Genomic DNA, 2,670 nt, shown 5'->3' with positions numbered 1-2,670 from the left:
AATCGGGCTGGTCGGCAGCGTGATGTTGGCGATCGTGTTCGGGGTAAACGGCGGCCCAGCGGCCACCATCATCGCGGGCGCGTTGCTATTCATGGGTGTCGTCGGCGCGACGGTGCTCGCGCTCTTTGCCCGCCCGTGGCGGGACTGGGCCTTTAAGCAGCGCGAGAGCGAATATTTGGAGCGGATGAACCAACGCCTGGACGTGCGCACGGAGGTGCGCTCCCAGCTGCAATCCGCTTTCCAGGAGAGGGGTTTTGGGGACCGGTCGGCGAGGGAGCCGGGCGAGGAACAGTCCTAGCTGCTGGCCAGCCCTAGCCCTCTGGCCAGCCCTAGCCCTCCGGCGGGAGGCTCGCCGCTCGCCCGGTTAGGAGAGCCCGTGCTTGGCGCGCATGATGCGCAGCATCGTCTCCCGCGGAAGCAGCCGCTGCAGGATATAAGGCACCGGCGCCAGGGAACCCCGGGCGTACACCGCGCGCGGGCGAGTTTCTGCCACCACGGCACCCACCAGCTCCGCGACATCCTCGGCGCTGATTCCCTTGGCCTCGTTGTCATTGAGTGTGTCGAGCATCCGGTAGAAGTCCCGCGAGTACGGGCCGGCGTCGTCGACGTAGATGGTGCGACGCGAACTGAGCCCCGTCGCGATCGCGCCGGGCTCCACTGTGGAAATGCCGATACCGAACGGCGAAAGCTCGCTGCGCGCGGAGTCGGCGAAGCTGCGGATCGCGGCCTTGGAAGCCACATAACTGCCCCGGTAGCTCAGCGGGAAACTTCCCAGCATGGAGCCGATCATGATGATACGGCCAAAGCTCTGCTCTCGCATGGCAGGCAGGAATTTCTGGGTGAGCTCCACGTGCCCGATGACGTTGACCTGGAACAGCCGCTCCAGCGCATCCCGGGGTAGCTCCTCCAGCGGGCCGTTCTGGCTTTCGCCCGCATTGTTGACGAGAACGCTGGGCACGCCGAGCGCCAGGACCTCCTCAGCGAAGGTCTCGATAGAGGTCGGATCTGCAAGGTCTAGGGCCACATACTCCACATTTGGCAGGGGGTCGGTGAGCGTGGCCGGGTTCCGCGTCGTCCCGACCACCCGGAAACCGGAAGCCGCGAAGCGGGCGGCGACCGCCTTGCCGATCCCGCTGCTCGCGCCGGTCACGACTGCGAGGCTGTCGTCCGGGACCTGGGGGAGGGCAGGCGGAAGGAACCAGGAGCTGAGGGAACTGGGAATAGTATTTTTAGCCACAAAATGACCATAGTCTGAAAATGCCCCTTCCGGTTGAGATTGCGTTGCTTCTGGCCTGCCGCTAGTGGTGGTCTGCCCTGCCCTAATGATGGGCGGTGCCCTGCTGGGGGTGTGTTGCCACCAGGCGCCGGGAACCGCCGGGGGTCCGGTGAGGATTCCCACGATTGGGGTTGTGCGCTCCCCATTGCCAGATTCTCTAGGGTGGGGCCATGAAGTTTTACATGCCACGTCCCTGGGACGAGACGATTGCAGATATTGAACGCGTTGGCCACGAACATGTGGGGCTTGAGGAAGCTGAGGTCTATATCAATACAGATCCGCGCCCTGACCGTATCCCGGAGATGCCCGCGAATATCCAGTGGGTGCAGCATTGCTACACCGGCGTCGATCAACTCATTGAGGCTGGCGTCATCACCGCGGACGGACTGCCGTGGTGCAATGCGGCCGGGGCATTTGCCGAACCCGTCGCTGAGGCCGCGCTCGGGCTCATGCTTTCTGCCGCGCATCACCACAAAGCCTTTGCCCAGGCTGCGACGTGGGACGTCGCGCGGGAGCTCGACAAAACCCAGGCGTGGCTCTACGCGCAGGGCCGGGCGCGGGAGGTGGCGATCGTGGGTGCTGGGGGCATCGGCAAGCGGTTGGCGCAATTGCTGCAACCGTTTGATGTCAACCTCACGGAGGTTACGCGAACCGGTCCCGTGACGCTGAAGGATGTGGAGTGGGACCGGTTCGACTTCGTCGTATCGACTCTGCCGCTCACCTCGGAGACAGCTGGTTTCTTCAACATGGAACTCTTCGCGGCGATGAAGGACTCGGCGGTATTTGTCAACGTGGGGCGCGGGGGGACTGTGGTCACCGATGACCTCGTGGCGGCGCTGCGCGACGGCCAGCTCGCTGCGGCGGGCCTTGAGGTCGTGGACCCGGAGCCGCTGCCCGACGGGCACCCGCTCTACGCGCTGCCCAACTGCGTGATGACCCCGCACATGGCGGCGTCCAAGCACGTGGCGACGTTCCACATGGGAAAGATTTTTAACGAGAACGCGGCGGCGTGGGAGGCGGGCGAGCCCATGCCCACCCGCGTCAATGCCACCGAGGGGTACTAAGGGAGGATAGTCAATGAAATACGCAATTGTGCCAGAGTCGTGGGAGGAGACCACGGCGGCACTGGATGCTGCGGGACACGAGCGTGTCGCGCTGGAGGACGCGGAGTTCCTCGTCTTTAACGGGCAGCCGGATGATTTCCCGGAGCTGCCCGAGTCCATTGGATTCGTGCAGGTGCCCTTTGCGGGCGTGGACCACATCCTCGACCTCATCCGCTCGACGAATGTGCGCTGGTCCAACGCCGCGGGACTCTACGACTCGACGGTAGCTGAGTCCACGATTGCGTTGCTCTTGGCTCAACTGCACGCGCACAAGCGTGTGGACACCTGGGA

2 protein-coding genes and 2 pseudogenes are annotated in these 2,670 nt (G+C 64.4%); 3 read left to right on the top strand and 1 reads right to left on the bottom strand.

The annotated features are described in order from the left end of the window. Positions 1-298 (top strand): annotated as a pseudogene (locus Q1V78_RS02375) (hypothetical protein); the annotation flags it as partial. A 66-nt stretch (positions 299-364) separates the two neighbouring features. Here Q1V78_RS02375 and Q1V78_RS02370 read toward each other — a convergent pair. Continuing rightward, on the bottom strand, positions 365-1,237 hold the full coding sequence (locus Q1V78_RS02370; protein ID WP_300611211.1) for an SDR family oxidoreductase: 873 nt from the start codon (positions 1,235-1,237) through the stop codon (positions 365-367). Positions 1,238-1,446: 209 nt separating this feature from the next. On the opposite strand from Q1V78_RS02370, the gene Q1V78_RS02365 reads away from it, so the two are divergent. Further along, on the top strand, positions 1,447-2,340 hold the full coding sequence (locus tag Q1V78_RS02365; protein ID WP_300611208.1) for a D-isomer specific 2-hydroxyacid dehydrogenase family protein: 894 nt from the start codon (positions 1,447-1,449) through the stop codon (positions 2,338-2,340). Positions 2,341-2,353: 13 nt separating this feature from the next. After that, positions 2,354-2,670, top strand: a pseudogene (locus Q1V78_RS02360) (hypothetical protein); the annotation flags it as partial.

It is taken from the genome of Corynebacterium sp. (genome assembly GCF_030152825.1).
In the GTDB taxonomy this organism is placed as follows: domain Bacteria; phylum Actinomycetota; class Actinomycetes; order Mycobacteriales; family Mycobacteriaceae; genus Corynebacterium.
The sequence above is the reverse complement of the archived record's forward strand: the minus strand, read 5'-3'. Positions and strand labels throughout refer to the sequence as shown.

Coding starts and splice junctions, on each gene's coding strand:
- Q1V78_RS02365 (WP_300611208.1), top strand. CDS start 1,447: ATGAAGTTTTACATGCCACGTCCCTGGGACGAGACGATTGCAGATATT.